Genomic DNA, 19,178 nt, shown 5'->3' on the forward strand with positions numbered 1-19,178 from the left:
AGCGGGTGGTTCGGATCGCGCCGCCACTGCTCCAGCGCTCCGGGCGTGCGCCGGATAACCGCGGCGGCCTCTAATGCGGTCAAATTAGAGCTACCCGGTAGCGCATCGATATCGAAGGTCGCGGGCGGCGGCATGCCACGGTTCTTGCGATGGCGCTTCGTGGCTTGCGGCATTTTCTGACTACTTGCCGACCCTAACGTCTCGATTGGGGTCTTTTCGTCTTCGCCGCTCATGCCTCGGTCCCGAACCGCATCGGTCTGAGGCGATAAGATCGTAGGCTGCTCTAATAAGAAAGAAATCAAGTGCGCAGGTATGGCTGCTGGGTTGTTGTGGCGTACAAAAAGGAAGAACCGCTTCGATTGATCTGGGACACGCCGGGTGGCCCTTTTCGCTTCATTCCGGCCTCGGCCTCATAGGCAATCGCAGCCCTGCTCCTGGCACTGTATTTCATTTCCTAGTATCCCGTCATGCGAACAGGCGCGATGGCTCACTGAGCACGTCCGTCGCCGTTCACCCTCACGGAAAGCTCCTGTCTCTGATTGAGTGGGTTTGAGCGGCGTGCTGCTGGGTTGCAGCGGTCGTTCCAGGGAGAAGGGCATTTATTGATCTTCGTAGCCTTCGGAGTTCAGATCGAAATGATGACTCCAGATGGCTACCTTGGCCCCGATAGCCGAAAATAGACCGCCTTTGTCGGGTTTCTTACTCTCCAGCTTATGATTGATCTGATTGGTATAGAAGGTTGAGAAGAACTGGAGCGGATATGAGGGATGCGTCGCAGTTGCTTGGATCACATTAAAGAAAGAACTCGAATCGTCATGGTGCGGGCCAGTCTCGAACATGTCGTAGGGCGATAGATGGATGATCAATGAGCCCGGTACACAAATGGCGACAGGCAACTCGTCTACGTGCGTAATGCCGAGCTGGGTCTGAATCTCATTGTTGTCGAAGGCGTGATAAAGAAGATTCCAGTCAAATTCCATGCTGTAGGCAAAGACGCCTTGGAACGTTCCCTGAGTCCTTTCTTTGATGGTGCGTGTGAGCGACGCAATGTTGGCGAGTGCTTCAATCATTGTACCGGACCATCGATATGATTCCTGATCGTCGCCCCCGAGGGGATACTTCGGTGACCGTGTCTTCGTTCCTGAATATTCGCGATGAAAGGTCAGCGAACTTTTTACCTCGATCGCCGCATAAAACGCTTCTGGGGTAATGATCGAATAATCGTCCGTATGGAGCAGGGGTGGGAATGTTTGAGAGTCAAATACCAGGCAGTCTATCTGCTTGCTCTGGTCGTCGCTGATCTTCCCGGAGCCGTGATTCCAAGTACTCACAAAGCCCGTACCAACCGTCAGCCGGGACGGCGTAAAATCTCTCAGAAACTGCCTTAGGCGACTTTCGCGGAATTGCCCCAATGAGGTTGGGTGCTTCGTAAATAGGGAAACCTTCTCGAAATCGAGGAGGAGCTTCGCCTGTTCGATTTCATAAAACCGGATGATTTCTCCTTCAGGACCTTGCGATGACTTCTTCAACTGCCGCGTTCCCCTCTAAATATCGCGATCTTGTTCTTGGCGCGGATGGAGGCCTTTGGAAGCTTTTGGTGGCCACCGTCAGGCATCGAGGCTGAGAACAGATTCACTTACGAGATTGACTTCGTAAGCACTCGACAGCCGATCGAATCGCGGCGTCGTCCGGCTGAATGGCGCCCCATTCCTTCCAGAAGTCACGCGTTGCGCTATCAGGCGTAACCTTGGGCATATCTAGCTTGATGCGTGTAGGAAGAAGAACGGCGTCCCCGAGAAGCAAGGCCTCGCCCGTATCGAGAAGTGGAAGTATGCTTGTAAGCCCTGCCAAGGAATCAGGCATCAGTCGCTTGATGACCCCTTGATCCGTTTCATTTGTGAGTCGCAGAGCCAGGAAGTTGTTGCATTGGCTCAGAATGGTTCTGCTGACATCCGAGGGACGCTGGCTAACGACGAGAAGAGAAAAGCCATATTTCCGTCCTTCCTTCGCGATGCGTTCAAAGGAGCCAAGTGCCTGGCGTTGTACAGCATCTGCGTCGTCCCGAACCGGGAGGTAGAGATGGGCCTCGTCGCACAGCAGCGTGACGGGGGTGCGTGTTTCCGCATTCATCCAGAACTGAACGTCATACAGCAGGCGAGCCAGCGTTCCGGCCACTACGGGAAGAACGTCAGCCGGTACTTCTGAGAAATCAATGACCTTGATCCCTGAGCCACCACTTGACGCAAGAAGGTTCAGTACTTGGCCAGCCAGCCAGTCGTAATTCATGGCTTGCGGTGGCGGAGCGAACATGAAGCCATAGCGGCGGTCGTCGAGCTTCGCTTCCAATCGGGAAATGAACCGCGTGAGTTTATCTTCCCATTCACCCTTGACCGGTCCTGTCTTTCCAACTCCCTTCGTCGTGTTGTCAGCATTCAGAAGTCGCAACAGGTCGGCGATGTCGTACGGGATCGGGGAGTCTACGGTGAACGTCTTCTTGACGGTTTCTCGCTTCTCACTATCGAGCGTCTGTCCTTTAAGAGTACGCACATGAAGGGTGAAACGTGATGCCTGGTTGGGCGCATTCTGATCGCTGCGGTCAAGGATCATGGAGAGCATCTCGTCGCGGTTCAGAAGCCAATACGGGAGGAACAGGACATCGTCTCCAGGCTTTTCCAAGTCGCCCGGGCCAGCGATTCTAAAGCGCCTGGCGAATCCTTCCTTGTCCTTGTTGGCCAGTGGCGCGTATTCGCCATGCATGTCAAAGACGATGATATTTGGAAATTTCAGTTTTGCTGCCCGTTCCAGGATCAGGGCGACGGCCCAGCTCTTGCCTGAGCCGGTGCTACCCAGTATCGCGGCATGTCGCTGAAAGAACTTGTCGCCGCTGGCGATCGCGTCCGCGGAACGGTCAGCGATAAAGGTGCCGAGTTTCAGGCGCTCCTCGGGAGTAAAGCCGGAGCCCAGAATTCCCATGAAGCGCTGAAGGTTGGCTCCTTCAACGATGAAGCACGCTCGCTCTATCTGCGGAAAACTGTCCGCTCCTCGCTTGAAGGTGTTCGTTTTTGCGCCTTCGACGGTCCGGAATGTGCCGATAAGCACTGCGTGGATGAGATCAGTAGGAACAGCGGTCAGGGCTGTTTCGTCTCCGCCAGCCTCCTCCAATTCTGGAAGTTCGTCACGCACGTTGCGGGTGACCCTTTCCGTCGTCGCTATTAGATATTCCCGCTCTGTTGCTCCCCTGATCGCGATGATCTGACCTATGCCCAAGCGGGTGAGGAGGACCGAGTTGGTCACGTCGATCGCGACCCGGCTCGTATCGACGGAGGCGACACGCCCGATCTTGTCGGTTTCTGCAAATTGCAGGGCGGCTTCGGTCATGGTTCGAGTACCTCCGATACGAATGCATCGACATCCCACAACGCAAGGTCCGGAATGAAGAGTTCATTTTTGTTGATGAAGATCGAAGAGCCAGATTTGCCGGAGGCGTTACCACTTTGAACAGCTATGACGTTGTCATGTCCCTGCGCCAGCTTCAGCGCATTTTCAGATAGCGTATGGGTCAGCAGGAGTGTCGGAATCCCGCCTCTAATCCGGGGCGTGAGATGCGTCTCAAGATGGTCATCGTTGAATCCGTAGCCCAGCACCAGGAAACGGCTGGCCCTGTCGATGGAGCCGTTCGCCCGCTCGCGATGACGGTCAAACGGGCTTTCATAGCCATTGCGAAACTTGTTCAGTCCTGGCGTTATGATCAAGCGGGGGAGCGGCAGATCGCCCGCATAACTGACGGGCTTTCCCTCGCGGTGGTACCAATCCAGGCTGCCATGAGGCTTGTAGACATTTACCCTGGGCCGATATCGGTATTGAACGCTTTTACCCCGAAGCGTTACTTCGCGGCAGAAGCTGAGCCTGCTCTCCTGTTCGTTCAAGTGGCCTGCAAACTGACCGACGAAGAGCGTGTCAACGCCAAGGCCAGCTTCTTCAGCAGCAATCTCTATCAACCGGTCGTAGTTCGTTGTGACCACCGGTATGCCCGTGGCCTGCTTAAGAAGGTGGTTCAGAAGCTTTGTGAATCTCAGCGCGCGAGTCTTTTTGAACACCTCGGTGACGATTTCACGCTCGCGCCGGGCAATCAGTTCGGCAGTCTTTGCGACGATCGCGGCTTCAAGCGTGGAGGTTGGCGGTCTTGCCAAAAGTGCTGCTTCAAGGCCTTTGGCGGAGATCTGTGGCGATAATTCCGACCAGACCAGCTTGTCATCCGCCGACAAGTCGGTCTCAATCGTCGATTGGAGATAGGTGGCGAGGGCACCCATTCCAGGTAACCCCTCAGCACAGGACAACCCCGAGCCTACAACTGTCACCAATCCGTCGGAGAAGTGGCGTTGCAGCAGCAGTTTCAGTTCGTGCAGATCCAAGTCAGCCCCTCTTTTGCTCAAGCCTGGTTACTGAGAGAGCGGATTGAGCGATTCTATCCTAGCATTACAGTTGCAGAATGCCGAGATGCTACTTTAATGGATTCGACGCCTGCTTTCGTTGACCAGGAAGAGAGCAATCCGCTAAATCGAGCGAGATCGGAGTTCATGTTCGGAGGAAGTCGCTCAAACATGGCTCACACCGAGCTGCTGCGCTTGTGGACTACAAACCACTAGCGTCAGATTTCACCACCCTTGACCATGAAACTGATTGCGTCCGCACAGTGGTTTTGTCGCACGCGGCCAGATAGTCGCGCACCGCATCGACCCGATAGAGCGGGCGGCCATTGACGTAGCGCCATTTCAGCGGGTGGTTCGGATCCCGCCGCCACTGCTCCAGTGCGCCGGGCGTGCGCCGGATAACCGCGGCGGCCTCTAATGCCGTCAAATTAGAACTGGCCCGGCAGCGTGTCGATATCGAACGTCGCGGGCGGCGGCATGCCGCGGTTCTTGCGGCGGCGCTTCGTGGCACGCGGCATTTTCCGATTACTTAGCGATCCTAATCCCTCGGTCATGGTCGGTGTTCGTAGGCTTCTCCGACAAGAAAGAAATATAAAGCGTAGGTATAGCTGCTGGATAGCTGTGGCGTACAAATAGGACGGATCACGCCCCTTTCTGACGCCCTCCGGCATCATGCGACGCAAGTGATCGGTGCACATCACGAGATGGAAGCATCGCGCGGCGACATTCGAGTCAATAGTGTCGCCCGGCACCCTCCGCATAGCGTTAACGACTTTGATCTTGTTCGATGTCCGTTATCAACTCATCCAGCGTCAATGAGCCGTCGAGCGATTTACGCCAAGCAAACCAGTCCTCCACGCCAATATCCGCGACGCCTACAACCTCGGAGCCGCGACGATGTAGTTGGGTCCGCTCCGCCTCTTCCGTAGGGTCATGCAGAAAGCCGCGCTGGAGCAAGCGCGGGACATAATGTTGGCGCTTACCAGCCCCATGCCTAGGTTTTCCGATTGCGCCCTGCGTGCATGGTGACGTGGGTTTTAGCGCCAGGCTCCGCCATCCGGGTCCCATCTGCCCTTGGCGCCTTCCGGCAAGGCGAGGCCGGCGATCACGGGACCGAAGAAGCGCTGCAGCTCCACTTGAAGGTCTGCGAAAGCCGGCGGCTGGATGGACGGCGGATTTCGGCGAAGGAAGCCACTCCATAGACCGCGTTCTTCGGCGATGGTCGCGAACGCCTCGGTCAAGCCCACAGGCATCTCGGTCGGAATCGCGGTCTCTCGGCGCCGGAGCGTTCCGCCGACGGCTTCCACCAGTTCTGGCAAGTCGAATGCAAAGGTCCGGAGCGTGACCCATACATCGTAAAAATCCTTGATCCTTCCATTCGTCACCCCGAAGCGGATCATCGCCTCGAACTTCTCGGCGACCACGGTCTCCGGCGGGTACATCAGGATGCTCGCTGCCGGCAGGTCCGGCAACAGGTTCGGGAAGGTCCGGCGCGTCGGCGGCGGGTAGACGTGATCGCCGAAGCCAATGTCGATCTGAACATGGATCATCGCCTTGGCCAGCTCGCCCTTTAGGCTCAACTGGACGCCCTGATACTTGTCAGTTTCACGCACCGGCTCGACCTTCAGAGTGGCCGGATCGAACACGATTCCGTCGTCTGGGGCTTCGACCTGGCAGATGCGAGTGAACAGCTCGATGATAATGGCGGGCTCGGGGTCGCCCTGGCCGAGCAAGTCGAGGTCGCCGGTCGGCCTAAAGACATGTTCGGGCCACGTTACGAACAACATGGCGCCCTTGAGCATATAGCGCTCGGCGGCTTCCGTCTGGCTGAGGCGGAAGAGCAGGCGCTCGATCGCGTAGCGCGTCAGGATGCGCTGATAGTCGTCGCCATGCTGTTTAGTGTGTTGAAGCAGTCGCTGCCTGATTGAGGCCGCAGGATTCTTGAGAGCCTTGGCCATCATTGCATTGCCTTGATGTAGGGCTCGATCCGCTCAACGACCCGGTTGATTGTCGCGTATTTCATGAGCTCGCTCGCTGTGGTCTTCCGTTGCCGTAGGGCGTCTCGGAGCGCCTCTATGGCAACGTCCTCGCCAACGTGGCGGCGATGTTTGAAGCAATCGGCGATCGTCTTCGCGACCCCGTAGATCGGCACGTCGACTCCTTCTACCCGGACGTGCTCGACGCCCGACGTCAGGACCTCGCCCGTCGCCCGGACGATCTCGAGCCGTAGGCCTTGCACGTTCGGCGTCCGGGCCTTGTGGGGTATGGTCATCCAAACAGCGTGCGGCAGCTGGGTAGTCAACTCATGGTGGCGAAGCGCGCTGACGAGGCTGACGACTCCATTTGGCACGAGCCGCGCGGCTTCGGCCAGATTGTGAGCGGCGTCTTCGCCGACTCGCTCAGCATCTTGATAGAGGCCGCGGCCGAGGCGGACGATGTCGCCGGCGTCGGCAAGGCGCTTCAGATAGACCAGCGGGATGCCCGCGGCCTTGAAATCGCGCGCGCGCGCAATTCCTCGGTCTCGGATGAGACGAAGGGCGCTCTCGCGATAATTCGTATGACGTTCTACCATGTTGTTATCTATTGTCGGCAAAAATACGAACTTGTCCACATAAAAGAACATTTTGGAAATCTCAACTGATGTCATATATTTCTTATGACCATGGCGCAATCAAGTTCCCCTTCCGATCTTACCCCCAAGCATGTGCGGGCCGCCCGCGCTCTCTTGGCTTGGTCCCAGCAGGATCTGGCCAAGGAGGCCGGCGTAGCGACGTCAACTGTAGCCGACTTCGAGAGGGGCCAACGGACCCCCGTCGCTAACAACGCCCAAGCGATTCGCGGGGCTCTTGAGGGTGCCGGTATCTCCTTCCTGCCAACGGGAGCCGTGATTGGGCCTACCGTTCCGCTTATCGCCGCATCCGAGCGCCCTGGTGCTCCCATCCGATGGGTGAGTGCGGAAGACCTTTCGGACTGGGCGAACCGAATTGATGGTGCCGTCAGCCTACCGACCCTTCTCGCTCATTTGATCCGCGCCACATATGGCACGGCAGTTCATCTCCGTTTTCCCGTCGACGAGGGTGTTCGGCATCCGGGTTGGGACGGACAAACAACCACCGAGATCGGAAGCACCTATGTGCCGCAGGGGGACGCCGGCTGGGAGATCGGTAGCCAGCGTCGCGACATCGAAAAGAAGGCGACGGAGGACTACCGCAAGAGGACGATTGCGCCTGCGCCGCTCGATCCTGCCAACGCCACCTTTGTGTTCGTCACCCCCCGTCGCTGGCCGGGTAAGGATAAATGGGCTAAGGCCCGACAGGAAGAAGGCCCCTGGGGCAAAGTTCGTGCATACGACGCCGACGACCTCGTCCACTGGATCGAACAGACACCGGCCGTCGGACTTTGGCTGGCGGCTCGTCTGGGGAAGCGACCGGCTGGAATGCGCGAACTCGAAGAAATTTGGGAAGAGTGGTCGCTCGCCACCCAATGGCCTCTGACGGATGACCTGGTCCTGAGCGACCGGGACCAGGACGCCGCTGAAGTTCTACGCTGGCTTCGTGGCGAGCCGTCCGTTCTCTCCCTCCAAGCGACCACAACGGATGAGGTGGCGGCATTTTTCCACGCCACGCTTGCTATGCTGCCGGACGACATGGCGGCTGCTTATAGATCCCACTGTCTCGTGGTGACAACTACCTCCAGCGCCCGTGCACTGGCGAACGCGCCAGGGTCCCTGATTATGCTGCTGACCGAGCCCGACGCCGGTTTGGCACGGTCGCTTGCGGACCGCGGTCACTATGTCCTGCAAGCCTATGACGAGCGACCGATCTCTCGCGGCGATGTTCGTACCCTAGCACGACCGTCGCGCCAAGGGATCGCCAGCGCCCTCGTCGCGGCGGGCATCGCCGAGCCTCGCGCCGAGGCGCTCGCGCGCGACAGCGCTCGCAATTTGGCTGTCCTGCGCCGCCTCATACCAGGCGCGCCAGGACGCCTCCCACAATGGGCGCAAGATACTCCGCCTCACGCCTTGCTAGCGGCGCTACTTGCAGGCGGCTGGGATGAGGACGCAAAGTCGGATCGAGCCCGGCTCGCCGAGCTTGCCGACCAGCCATATGAGGCTGTCGTTACCGCCCTTGCGCCTTACGTAGGCAATTTTGACAGTGCACTGCAGAAGATCGGCTCGACCTGGCGCATCGCATCGCCGCCGGACGCATGGTTTCTGCTCGCGCCATACCTGACCAGCGTCGACATCAAACGTTTCGAGGCCGCGGCGCACGCCGTCCTCGGCTCTGCCGATCCACGCTTCGAAATGGAGCCCAACGAGCGCTGGATGGCGGAGGTCCGCGGCATCCACCGCGACTACTCGGGAATATTGCGCCATGGAATCGGACAGGTGCTCATCCTGCTTGCCCTGTGGGGAAATAGAGCCCGCACCGTCCCGGACGCCGCGCGGCGCGCGGACCATATCGTCGGCAAGCTGCTAAGCAATGCCGATCAGCAACGGTGGTGGTCGCTCTCACGGGACTTCCGGCTGCTGGCGGAGGCCTCGCCAGGGGCTTTCCTGACCGCCGTTGAAGATAGTCTCGACCAGAACGATCCGCCTATCCGATCCCTGTTCGGCACGGACGAGGGAGGTGTGTTCGGAACCGAACATCTGTCCGACTTGCTTTGGGCATTGGAGTCCCTGGCCTGGTCGCCAGAGCTGATGCCGCGGGTGACCCATGTCCTGGCTCGCCTGGACACCATCGACAGTTCGCCCGGGCGCAACCAGAACCGGCCGTCGAACAGTCTCCGTGAAATCCACCTTCTTTGGATGCCCCAAACCTACGCGAGTCTCGACCAGCGGCTTCGCGCGCTCGATCTGATTCGAAAGCAAGAGAGCAACGCCGCCTGGAAGCTGATGTTAGGCGTCCTGCCGCAGGGGCACGACACGTCTACGCCATCACCCACGCCGCGATGGCGTGATTTCACGGTCGACGAGGTCGAGGTCGTCACCCGGGGCCTCATGGGTCGCGGGGCAGCGGCGATTACCGAACGCCTGCTCGCTGACGTGGGCCTCGATGCAGCCAGATGGTCGGCGCTGCTTGATCGGTTCGCCGATCTAACACCGGACGCTGAAGGTGGGTTGGCAACGCTGGAGGCAGCCGAACCAAAGATCACCGAGAAGGTCGATCGTACGATGCTTTGGACGAGCCTGCGACGCGTGCTCCATCACCACCGACAATTCCCGGACGCGGAGTGGTCCATGCCCGCCGAGGTGCTTGACCGACTCGAAGCGATCTACGAGCGCTTCGCACCTGCGGATCCGCTTGAGCACACGGCTTGGCTTTTCGAGCAATCTGTCTCGCTCCCAAAGCCTTCGACCGAAGGCTGGAAGGCAGAGCAACGCGACATCGACACAGCACGTCAGCGGGCAGCGGCAGCCGTGTTCTCAAAAGGGGGAATATCAGCCGTCCTGGCGCTCGCGCGACTCTCCAACGCAGCGGGCTACATCGGCAAAGCGCTCTATGACGGTGGTCTTTTCGAATCCGAACTCGAACCGCTGTTGGAGGCGGCCATTCGAAGCGACAACACCCATGAGCGGGATGTCGCCCACGGACTGATTGTCTCTGTCTTTCGCGATCGAAAAGAGCCTTGGGCGATGGCCTTGATCGCCAGGGCAAAGGACGAAGCATGGGGCGACACGGCCTTGCTGACAATCCTACGCGCACTCCCGGCTCAACGTTGGACTTGGGACCAGGCCGCCCAGGCTGGCGTAGCAATCGAAGAGACCTACTGGCGCCAAACCCCGGTGTTCTGGATTGACGAGGACAGCAAGGACGTCGCGTTCGCTATCCGTAAACTCATCTCCGTCGGGCGCGCCCGTCATGCCCTGCCCCTGGCCGAACGTGGCAGCAAGGTTGATCTGCCGTCGGATCTCATCGTCGAAGTGTTGCAGGCGGCGGTCCGTCAGCCGTTCGACGGCGATGGCAACACGAACGAAGTGACTATGTTTCAGCACCACGTCGCCGAACTTCTCCAGCAGCTCGATAAACGCAGCGACGTGGACAAGCAAACCCTGGTCGGCCTCGAGTGGGCTTATCTGCCGCTGCTCGTGCATTCGCGCCGACCGGCCAAGGTGCTGCTGAGAGCGCTTTCGGAGCAGCCGTCGCTCTTCATCCAAATGCTCAGCTTGGTGTACAAGGCGAGTGAAGAGAGCGGCATCGTCGATGCCGAACCAGAAAATCCCGAGCGAGCGCGCGCCGTCGCAAATCAGGCCTATCGGCTGCTTGACCTTTGGAATCGTCTTCCTGGAACTCAGGACGACGGCACGATCGACGGCACAACTTTGGAGGCCTGGATCAAAGAGGCCCGTTCGCTCGCCAAGGCGGTCGGGCGAGAAGACATCGCTGACAGTCGGATCGGCAATATGCTCTCTGCTTCCCCGGCCGGATTGGACGGCAACTGGCCTGCCGAAGCGGTGCGCGACGTGATCGATCTTTTCCGCAGCAAGTCAATGATGGAGGGCTTCTGGATCGGCAAGAGGAACCGACGTGGCGTTACGATGCGAAAGCCGGGCGATGGCGGCAACTTGGAACGCCAGGAGGCGACGAAGTACCGCAATTGGGCGAAGGCGATCTCCTTCGACCATCCGCATACCGCCAAAGCGCTCGACACCCTTGCGGACAGCTATGAAGATCAAGCGCGCCGTAAGGACGACGACGCTGAGCGGCTGGACTGGGAATGACGCCTGAAACCAGACGCGATCTTGTTGCGTTGTGCTGGCGGGCAGCCAAACGGGCAAGCGCAGCCAGCCGAACCTTAGAGCAACTACCAAGTGACAAAGTGCGTGACACCAGATTATTAAACATTATCAAAAGGAGGCCGCCGAGTTCTTTCGATCCCTCGGATTGTTGGCGTCAACGGGCGTCAAGGCACGCACCCACCCCGCCGAGCGCTTGTCGAATTGCCGACGCCGCAAAGCGCGGCCGGTGGATAATCTACGTCGTCGCATGTCCAGCAAATCAATCGGCGAGGCTGAAAAATGCCGGTCGTCCGTTCCACGGACGATAGAATTTGGATCCATCCCAGTAAGACACCATCCCGTCCGCAAGAGTGCGTCTCGTGCGCCAAACGGTATCTTCCTTCTGCATGACCATCGCAGTGTCATCCAACACGGGCCCTTCATAGCCTGTCTGCTCATATCCATCGTGCGAAACGATCATCTTCGGTAGGGCCATCAACAACGCCGCGTGTTTGGTTTCCTTAATTACTAATGCGAAGCTGTTGAGCGACATGTCGTAGCCGAATGTTGCGTGAACAACGCGAGAGTCCAGCACTCCGGAAACTTCGGTGATTACACGACCGACGTGAGCCCTTGATACCAGACCCGATTTATCCGCGATGATGCCGGCTGACGCGGCCTCGCACCATTGAGCCACGTCGCGCGATGTCGCCAACTCCATCGCGCCTGACGTCCTGGCCGCAAACCGCTTCGCAACCGGTTCATACGCTGATGTCGTCACGAACAGGCTCTTTTGCGCGCCTTCTACTGTCGCGATGCCATGCAGTGCGGCGACCGCATCAAGGCGAATATTGCTGTGTGGCGCGTATCTCTTGGCCTGCACTAATGTCATCACATCGCCGATGGGATCGCGCTGCAGGAGCCGAATGTCGACCCCGCCGTCTCCTCTGCCCGGTCCCAGCTCAGATTGAAATCCCCGATTTTGGAAGATGCGATGGAGCAGAATCTCGAACTCTCGCCAGCCGAGACGGTGAAGATCTTCGGGTCGTTTCGCAAAGTGCGCGTACATTTCCTCGTAGACGTCGTCGCAATCAGGTCGAATTAATTGACAGATCCATTGCCAACGAAAATACGTATCGAATGCGGCCGCTAGCTCCGGGTCAGTCGCAAAAAACGCAATCGTAGTTCCATTCAGGAGCTCGCACTCGAAACCCAACCCATTCACGAGAGCGTGAAATGCGTCGTATGATCCGTCGTCGTCAGAAAACCCGTTAAATATCGCATGCAGCGGGCCCTCAAACCACATGATAGCTGCAGCCACTGGAGGCATTGGTTCCCAATCGTTGCGCTCCTCCTGACTCTTAAAGCCGCAATCAATCCATAGGTCTTTTGCCCGCGCCCAATTCTCGATTGTGGTCTGCAACGTTACGATCTTCGTAATGACGTCCTGATCGGCATAGGTCGGCATGATTTGTCGGGATAATTGTGTGGCTACACGTAGTGCCAGAAAGGTAAGGGGGTATAAGCGTCGGAGTCATCTGTCGCTTCGTCGGCTTCTGGCGGCAGAGTCGTAAGAATGTCGCCGATTCTGCCGGCGAATTTTAGTGTGATCGGATACCCATCTGAGAACTTGCAGCTATTGTAGTTAAGCTTGCTGAGCCTCAGGATATCTTGAAGCACCGTCATGATATCGGCGTCGCCGTTGCAAATCTCGACCTCAAGCGGGTTGGGGACATTCCAGCCGGGATAGGTATTCAACCGGGGGACAAAACCGGTTGCGAACAGATATGCCTTGGTGTCCGAAGCAAGCAGTGCGGCGCCTCGCATCACCGGGCTCTTTCCGCGAGTAAAGAGCTTGAGGCCGCCGTAAACGCGCCGGATGCGCACACCAACAACCTTCGTACCGAATGGTTTGGCGGCCTCCGAAAATCCAGCCCATTCCTCGTCGTCGAAACGCACGCTGCCGTGGACGAAAATCTCGCGGGGCGGCTTCTTGTCATGTTCATCGGCGTAGGAGTGGATTGCACGTTCCAGGAATTTTCGGCTCTCTTCGCGGTCGAGATGGCACTCGCGCTTGTCTTCGGAGTACCAGGGGCCGAGAGCGCCCTTGAAGACCATGCCGTTGCCATCCTCGAGAAACATCTGCGCGCCGCAGCAAGCGTTCTTGTCTCCTTGCGGTTTCGTCAGTCTTTTGAAGACGACGCCCATATAGCAGACGCCATCCCTTGCGTCGGCGAGTATCCATGGACGGCGGCGTGTCTTGTAAAAGATCGAAGTCGCCAGATTCCAGGAAATGGTCGCCGGATCTTCCTTGTCTCGCACCGGATTGTCCGGTGTGCGCAGGCAGGCGTCCATCGTTTCGTATTGCAGCACTTGCGTTATGATCTGGTGCTTGAGCAATCTTGCCTTAAGTTGATTGTGAAAATCCGGCTTGAACTTCAATGCTTCGTGGTATTCCTCCGCGAAGCTGTCTGCCTCCTGTGCATCGGTAAACAGGCTGCGCTGGGCAGCATCCTCGGCCTTGGTGCCTTCGGCGTAGTCGCGCGGCGGCTCGGACTGCGGACGGCAGAGGCTCTCAAGGGCCTTGTCGACGATTACGAACCATATGTCGGGCTTATGCTCGCTTTCGTAGTTCGCCTTGGTCAAACGCTTGGTATAAGCCTTCACGACCCGAGAGATGCGCGTGTGCAGCTCGTGCGTCTGCAGCGCCTGGTTAAGCGAATCATCCGGTACGACGCATACGCACTCCGGCTTTGGATTCCATGTGATACCGAAGGCGGTCTCAAAGCCCGGAAAGAATTGGTGGGCGAGCTTGCCGAACTCAGCATTGCGCTTCCGCCGAAACATCGAGCCTGCATACGCTGGCAAGAACCTATTCACGCTTGTTGACCACTGCCGGAACATGGCGAGGTCCTTTTCCGTGCCGATAATGCCGTAGCGGACGCTACCGGCCGTGCGTTGATAGGGCCCGAACAGCGTCAGCCCATCCTTCGGATGAGCAAGCGACTGGCTATGACCAAACAGCAGTTGTGGTTCATCGAGTTGGACCAACTTAGGCATCAGTCCAGCTCATGATTTCGCGAATAACGTCGTCGTCGTCCTTCTCCAAATACGACATCGGCGAGGTTTCGGTCTTTGGAAGGGCACTTAGTAGGACTTCCTGATAGCCAATGGGAATGCGCACCACGTGGTGGCCATCGGACAGCCAGTGCATGAAAGCCAGCAGCTTCTTGCGCCACTCGTCGTTCCACCAGCTAAGCTTCTTGCCTATGCGGTTATCGTCGAGGGGCACAGGCTTCTCGCCGCTCGCGCTATCATACACTTTAGAGACAATGATCTTCGGGCTCAGCAAGACGCCAAAATGCGTACGCAGATCGACGGCAGGCTGTACCGCGAAATGCCACGCGTACTTCTTGCGAAACGAGGTGACCGTACCACCGAACCAAACGGGTGCTGGTCGCTTGCCGGCATCGGCATATCGATAGCTGTTTCTGCCAATCAGGCCGTGGGCGGGGAACCAGATCTTACGGCGCGAATACCGCAGAGCCTTGTTGCTGAGGCCCTTTGAGGCGAGCTGCCCTTCGAGCGAGGCCGCAATCAGGTATGTCACTGTATTGCGGGCTGTGTCGGCGGCAATGTTGAGTGCCGGATGGCCTTCTTCGAGGAATTCCGCCGTGGGCAGCACGTGCTCATCGGCAATATCGAACCCTTGCGTGAGTTCGAGATAGTCATTGGCCCGTGCGAAGCTGATCGCATGTGGGCCGTTGACGGAAAAGGGTAGGGTGGCCGACAACACCCCCTTAATCTGGTCGAGGCCGCTTAGCCTGTTGCCTTCCGACGTCACCTTGAGAAAATGGATGTACGGCGGCAACGCCTGAAACGGGAAAACGTTGGAGTCGATTTCGCACGGATCAGGCTTCACTAGGACCTCGCGCGCGCTGACGGCGGGCCACCAGGACTTAATGCGTTCGTAGTCAGGAGTGCGGGCCTTTGGTACGCCGTCCTTGATCAGACGTTCTTGCAACTCCTTTAGACCGTGCGCCCAATTCTCGCTGTCGACGTGTAGATCGGGACTGATGATGATTGGCACGCTGCCTTTGAGCTTTTCGATCCGCAAAGGAATGATGAAGTTGTCCCGCTTGGTATTCGAAGCAGCCTGGACCTCCTTATATACGCCCTGCTTCTTTTCAAAATCACGTGACGCGTTCGAGAGAATGAAGATGAATTTGGCGGCGTCGTTCTCAATCTTCTTTTGAACCTTCAGCCACAGGCCGCTTTCGCCCGCGTGCGCATTCTTTACCTCACACCACACGTCATAGCCGAGCAAGCTTAGCTGCGTTGCGAACCACGATGCAGCGGCGTTGTCTTCGGGATTTGCATGGCTGATAAAGAGAAGCGAGCGTGAAGTCGCGTCTGTCGTCGCACGGGGCGCGGCAGCCTCCAGGACGGAGTTTTCCTCGGTCGTCTTCAGCATTCGTGTTTCCGGCAGTACTGAATTGGGACCTGTGGAGGCAACGAAGCGTAATGCGAGCTTGGCAAAGTACCTGATTCGGGCTCGGTGCAAGCTACGTAATCGATTTGCCTGGTCCGCAACGGCCAGTTGTCCCGGTAATGCACAGCAAAAAGGTCCAATGAGCGCCGATAGCCGCGGGAGTTCGTTCTTGCGTTGGGCGTGCCGTTGGCCGGGCTCTAGGCGTTTTCCAGAGCCGCGCGAATCTCGGTGGAGATTCTGCTTCGTCTCCGCCCGTGCGGGTCACGATCCCTTACGCGCAGAATGATGACCTCCTCGCCGGAGGCACTCGGTCAAGCGTCTGCCTGCGACACCGCTGTCACTAATGCGTGCGCCGGATGCCGTTCTTAACCGGTCTCATCGTCGCAGTCGGTCCCGCATCCCGCTATGCGCCACTATGCTGCCGCTCTTGCGGCTGCACTCTTGTCGGCCTCCGCTTGTGCGGCGGCCTCTTGCGTCCCGGCCGCCTCAAGCCCAAAACCTACAGGCGCTTAGCGGGCTGACCCGACCGGCTCGATGCGGCGCGAGGCTTTCCATTGTGGCCGGCCTCACTCGGTCACTTGGCTGCTGCCTTCTTCTTTCGCTCCCCCGGTCCAAGCACGACGAACGGCGTCCAACTGTATTCCGCCTTCACCAGTCGAAACTCACGGTCCGCATCCGCTTGGCTGAAAAAGGCCTCCGTCATGTAGATTACGGCGTAAAACGAGCGCATCCGCAAACAGCCCTATGGCTTGGGCTGGGAAACTCAGCCGCGCTACTGTGATTTGGGCGGGTGGAAAAGCCGGCGCCGAATCGGCGTCGCGGGTTTGCTGGTTGGTTTGTCATGACCTCACCTTGGGAGCCGTATGCATGCACAGTGCCTGACAGGCACCTGTACCGTCATGGATGTAATCCATCACGTTACGCACACGGATTCAGCACTGCGTATTGTGGAAGATGGCAAGGTTAGTCGCAGGCTGATCTACGACGAATGCTCACTTAATGATTCGAGAACAACGGTGGTTTGGCTCTCGCCGAACCGATGGTACTGGGGCTCACGCTACGGAAGCGTAGAGTTCACATTCGATTTCAAAGATTTGGTCAAAGGCCGAAAAATATATTGGGTAGAGGTTCAGACCGGTTATAGGCCCCACGCTTGCCGGTTCCTGATCACAGATCAGGACGTCAAAGACCTTCCCGTGCAACGATGCTTCCCGAGAGGAAGGGCCACTGCGCTGCGTCGATGGGCTCTGGTACTGGAATCACAACCACACAGGTGAGTTTCTGCTGGAGTCCACCCTTTGGCTTGGGGATTGTCGCAAAGTCGATTTCATCAGGCATCATGCAGAATTTTGCTCAATTGGCGGCTGCAGTGAACAAGGAAGGAAGGCGTCAGCGCCGCAGGACCCCTGAAGAGTGAGACTCTGGCGATTTAATTAGCTCCTCGCGTGGCGATTTGTGGTTCACTCTATCGAGATATCCAATGTACCATCTATCGATTGAGTGATTGAGTCGTTTGCTCCCTGGAAGTTCTGTGTCGATCTTGCATCGGCCGGATGCGCATTCGCAGCTGTCGCCTTCTGGTTGGGGACATCATTTGTCGCAATGAGATGGCTGTGCTGGAAGCCACAGGCAGCAGGGCAGGCTGAACGCCATCGCGGTTCGGTGTGCCGCCGCTGCTGCACTTCTAACAGCCCTGAGCGTATTGATTGGGGCGCGGTGAGACTAAGTTATGAGCGAAGGAATGAAGGCCCAACTGCCAATCATGACGCCATTCGAGCTAACGCTCGAAAGCGAGATGAGCGTTGAAGTTCAGCGGTTCACGGTTGGCTCTTCCAGTGATACGGAATGACGTACGAGCGGGGACCGACGTGGACGACTTCCGTGGTGGTCGAATGGACCCGGAAGCTAAAGCGCGGATACCGCTAAGCCTTCAAACGCGGCAGCTCAGCCTATCGGCTGACGCGCAAAGCAGCGGTATCGATCCATTTGCCGATGTTCTTATGGCCCTCATGACCGACATAGTCGTAGATCGGGGTCACGCCTGAGAGCGGCTGCACCCAGCCCTCGCTCAGAGCCTGCATGTATTTCGGAAGCGGGACAGGTAGGGTAAATTTATTGTATTTTTCCACTGCCTCTCCCAGGTCATCTGACCATACTGCTCCACCTTCCGCAGCACCTTTTCGTAAAGGTAGTAGAGACCGCGCTTCGGGCAGCCAATGCCCACGTAGTCCAGCGTGGGCATCAGCCAACCGGCGCGTGTGGTGGGCCAACCCATTGATGTGGAAGGCGAGCAGCCCCTTCTTATCGATGATCGGACGGGCGATTTCATATCTAACCCAAGGCCGGCTCCAGGTGTAGGTGCCGACCAGAACGCAGACTACGGAGGCGTGCGCCCTGCGGTCGTAGAACTGCCGCTTGTCCTCGCGCCCGGGGCAATTGATCTTCCAGGCGTTGCGCACATTGTTGACGCGCATGATGTCGGCGTAGTCGAAGGAGAAGGAGCCCTTCCGCTTGACCGGCGTCGGCACATAGGCGCATCCCGGCTTCGCCGGTGCCGCGGGCGAAGCGATCAAATCCGCAAACCGAGGATTAAACGCGGAACGCACCAGACAACGCGCTTGGCGGAGGCGAGGAGGGCTGTCCAATCATGCCGAGTAACCCCGTCAGAGCGTTTTGCGGAGGTGGAGCTGGGGCAGGTGGAGGACTGAAAAGAGATCCAATATAGCGCGACAATCTGGTTGGGAAGCACTTTCATCATGATTGCCGCGCGGCAATCCAAATTCGGCGCCACGCAGCAGAGAGCCAAGCTGCGGCTCCGGGGTCGGCAGCGTCGAATTGCCGAGGAGTGCGTTCACCAGGGCATTCTTGTCATAAGAGCTTGTCATAAAGTTGCCTTGCGATCACCACAGCCAACACCAGGACCACGCCGAGCGGTCCGTAGAATCCCAAGACCGACCAGCTATAGAACGCAGACCAATATGGCGAAACCGGGTTAGCCTTGTTGCCCATGTCGAAAGCGGGCTGGGCGTCCCAGCCTTCCGCGCGGACCTCATCAAACCGGCGCCGAAATCGGCGCTCCAGCTGTAGGTAACGTCCGTCCAGGAACGCGAACGCGAAGATCGGCACCAGCGACAGCAGCGCGACGATCGGCCGCTGCAGGGAGATGGCGAAGCCCGCGATAGCGACAGAGATGGACACGCAGTAATTCTTCAGGGTCGCGCACTGTGCAGCCATGCGCGTCACGACAGACTGCAACATCTCCAAATGCTTGAGCCGCAGATCCGCTATCTTGTCGGCCGAAAGGGGCATGGCCGGATACTAGAATGAAAACGGGACCGCAAACAACGAACGGAACCCGGTTTTCCCAGGTTATCCCCGCGCGGGAATGTTGCCTTGTCTCCAGCAGATTGGAATGAGAGGGGGCCCAGGAGCGTTCGCGATCTTCGCCAAGCTGTCGGCGCCGGTGTAAATCTAACCATGGAAGTCACCAAGGACATCGCAGCCAAGAGTGGCTGCTCGTTTGTAACGTCAACTGCTT

Annotated in this window: 12 protein-coding genes; 1 reads left to right on the plus strand and 11 read right to left on the minus strand. The window is 58.1% G+C overall.

All coding sequences use genetic code 11. The features are described 5' to 3' along the window. Positions 1-599 precede the first annotated feature (599 nt). From XH85_RS09340 to XH85_RS09365, 5 genes are all read right to left on the minus strand, one after another. Positions 600-1,529 (minus strand): DUF6602 domain-containing protein, encoded by a 930-nt coding sequence (locus XH85_RS09340; RefSeq protein WP_128931669.1) that lies wholly within the window; start codon positions 1,527-1,529, stop codon positions 600-602. A gap of 103 nt (positions 1,530-1,632) precedes the next feature. Further along, positions 1,633-3,378, minus strand: coding sequence for an ATP-binding protein (locus tag XH85_RS09345; RefSeq protein WP_128931670.1), 1,746 nt, complete (start codon positions 3,376-3,378; stop codon positions 1,633-1,635). Beyond that, positions 3,375-4,412 carry an SIR2 family protein gene (locus XH85_RS09350; protein ID WP_128931671.1) on the minus strand — a complete coding sequence of 346 codons (1,038 nt, stop codon included), beginning with the start codon at positions 4,410-4,412 and terminating at the stop codon, positions 3,375-3,377. Before XH85_RS09350 ends, XH85_RS09345 begins: the two co-directional genes overlap by 4 nt. A 1,055-nt stretch (positions 4,413-5,467) precedes the next feature. Beyond that, a complete protein-coding gene (locus XH85_RS09360; RefSeq protein WP_128931672.1) occupies positions 5,468-6,391 on the minus strand; it encodes a nucleotidyl transferase AbiEii/AbiGii toxin family protein in 924 nt (307 codons plus the stop codon). Next, on the minus strand, positions 6,388-7,053 hold the full coding sequence (locus XH85_RS09365) for a type IV toxin-antitoxin system AbiEi family antitoxin domain-containing protein (protein ID WP_245473909.1): 666 nt from the start codon (positions 7,051-7,053) through the stop codon (positions 6,388-6,390). Before XH85_RS09365 ends, XH85_RS09360 begins: the two co-directional genes overlap by 4 nt. A gap of 39 nt (positions 7,054-7,092) precedes the next feature. On the opposite strand from XH85_RS09365, the gene XH85_RS09370 reads away from it, so the two are divergent. Further along, on the plus strand, positions 7,093-11,151 hold the full coding sequence (locus XH85_RS09370; RefSeq protein WP_208758143.1) for a helix-turn-helix domain-containing protein: 4,059 nt from the start codon (positions 7,093-7,095) through the stop codon (positions 11,149-11,151). 277 nt (positions 11,152-11,428) lie between these two features. Here the strand turns inward: XH85_RS09370 and XH85_RS09375 are convergent, their stop codons facing one another. The 6 genes from XH85_RS09375 to XH85_RS09395 all read right to left on the minus strand — a co-directional run bounded on the left by XH85_RS09375 (position 11,429) and on the right by XH85_RS09395 (position 18,949). Next, complete coding sequence (locus XH85_RS09375) at positions 11,429-12,616, minus strand: restriction endonuclease (RefSeq protein ID WP_128931674.1); 1,188 nt, start codon at positions 12,614-12,616, stop codon at positions 11,429-11,431. Positions 12,617-12,639: 23 nt separating this feature from the next. After that, complete coding sequence (locus XH85_RS09380) at positions 12,640-14,208, minus strand: argonaute/piwi family protein (protein ID WP_128931675.1); 1,569 nt, start codon at positions 14,206-14,208, stop codon at positions 12,640-12,642. Next, entirely contained in the window at positions 14,201-15,622 is a 1,422-nt protein-coding gene (locus tag XH85_RS09385; protein ID WP_128931676.1) for a toll/interleukin-1 receptor domain-containing protein, read from the minus strand. Before XH85_RS09385 ends, XH85_RS09380 begins: the two co-directional genes overlap by 8 nt. Before the next feature lie 592 nt (positions 15,623-16,214). Continuing rightward, complete coding sequence (locus XH85_RS44840; RefSeq protein WP_164940720.1) at positions 16,215-16,370, minus strand: hypothetical protein; 156 nt, start codon at positions 16,368-16,370, stop codon at positions 16,215-16,217. 1,219 nt (positions 16,371-17,589) lie between these two features. Next, a complete protein-coding gene (locus tag XH85_RS09390; RefSeq protein WP_128931677.1) occupies positions 17,590-18,168 on the minus strand; it encodes a TIR domain-containing protein in 579 nt (192 codons plus the stop codon). A 340-nt stretch (positions 18,169-18,508) separates the two neighbouring features. Next, positions 18,509-18,949, minus strand: a complete 441-nt coding sequence (locus tag XH85_RS09395) for a hypothetical protein (protein WP_128931678.1) — start codon at positions 18,947-18,949, stop codon at positions 18,509-18,511. Positions 18,950-19,178: the final 229 nt, after the last annotated feature.

It is taken from the genome of Bradyrhizobium zhanjiangense (genome assembly GCF_004114935.1).
Taxonomy (GTDB): domain Bacteria; phylum Pseudomonadota; class Alphaproteobacteria; order Rhizobiales; family Xanthobacteraceae; genus Bradyrhizobium; species Bradyrhizobium zhanjiangense.

What these genes read in the sequence shown, in the direction of transcription:
- XH85_RS09385 (WP_128931676.1), bottom strand. Translation starts at nt 15,622, where the DNA reads ATGCTGAAGACGACCGAGGAAAACTCCGTCCTGGAGGCTGCCGCGCCC.
- XH85_RS09395 (WP_128931678.1), bottom strand. Translation starts at nt 18,949, where the DNA reads ATGCCCCTTTCGGCCGACAAGATAGCGGATCTGCGGCTCAAGCATTTG.
- XH85_RS09360 (WP_128931672.1), bottom strand. Translation starts at nt 6,391, where the DNA reads ATGATGGCCAAGGCTCTCAAGAATCCTGCGGCCTCAATCAGGCAGCGA.
- XH85_RS09370 (WP_208758143.1), top strand. Translation starts at nt 7,093, where the DNA reads ATGGCGCAATCAAGTTCCCCTTCCGATCTTACCCCCAAGCATGTGCGG.
- XH85_RS09345 (WP_128931670.1), bottom strand. Translation starts at nt 3,378, where the DNA reads ATGACCGAAGCCGCCCTGCAATTTGCAGAAACCGACAAGATCGGGCGT.
- XH85_RS09365 (WP_245473909.1), bottom strand. Translation starts at nt 7,053, where the DNA reads ATGTTCTTTTATGTGGACAAGTTCGTATTTTTGCCGACAATAGATAAC.
- XH85_RS09380 (WP_128931675.1), bottom strand. Translation starts at nt 14,208, where the DNA reads ATGCCTAAGTTGGTCCAACTCGATGAACCACAACTGCTGTTTGGTCAT.
- XH85_RS09375 (WP_128931674.1), bottom strand. Translation starts at nt 12,616, where the DNA reads ATGCCGACCTATGCCGATCAGGACGTCATTACGAAGATCGTAACGTTG.
- XH85_RS44840 (WP_164940720.1), bottom strand. Translation starts at nt 16,370, where the DNA reads ATGCGCTCGTTTTACGCCGTAATCTACATGACGGAGGCCTTTTTCAGC.